This is a genomic window from Oleiphilus sp. HI0132, assembly GCF_001635845.1.
Window position 1 is genome coordinate 1 of record NZ_LWGJ01000885.1, and the last position, 594, is coordinate 594.

The window sequence follows — 594 nt, forward strand, 5'->3', positions numbered from 1 at the left end:
TTCCAGAAACCGAATCGCAAGGCAGGGTTCATACTTCGGCTTGTACGGTGGCTGTGATGCCGGAAATTGATGCTGTGGATGAGATCGAAATCAATAAGGCTGACTTGCGTATCGATACCTTCCGGGCTTCGGGCGCCGGTGGTCAGCACGTCAACAAAACGGATTCGGCTATTCGTATTACCCACTTGCCAACAGGTGTGGTAGTTGAGTGTCAGGACGAACGATCACAGCATAAGAATAAGGCTCGCGCTCTATCTTTGTTGCAATCGAGGCTACTGACGGCTGAACAGGAAGCGCATGCTCAAGAACAATCAGATCAACGAAAAAGTCTCGTAGGTAGTGGTGACCGTTCTGAGCGAATCAGAACCTATAACTTTCCTCAAGGTCGCATGACTGATCATCGAATTAATTTGACGCTCTATAAGCTAGCTGAAGTTATGGAAGGTGATTTGGACCAGGTGTTACAGCCTTTATTGCAAGAGCATCAGGCTGAATTACTCACTTCTATGGGTGAGTAATAAGTAGATATAGCTTATTGGAGTTTGATATGAGCCATCAACTGACTATTTCAGAGGCGATGGCAAAATCCCTCGA

General features: G+C 46.5%; 1 protein-coding gene. It reads left to right on the plus strand.

The genetic code is table 11. The features are described from left to right. The coding region (locus A3766_RS10040) for a peptide chain release factor-like protein (RefSeq protein ID WP_304440962.1) at positions 1-518 on the plus strand (518 nt) is incomplete at its 5' end. Positions 519-594 lie beyond the last annotated feature (76 nt).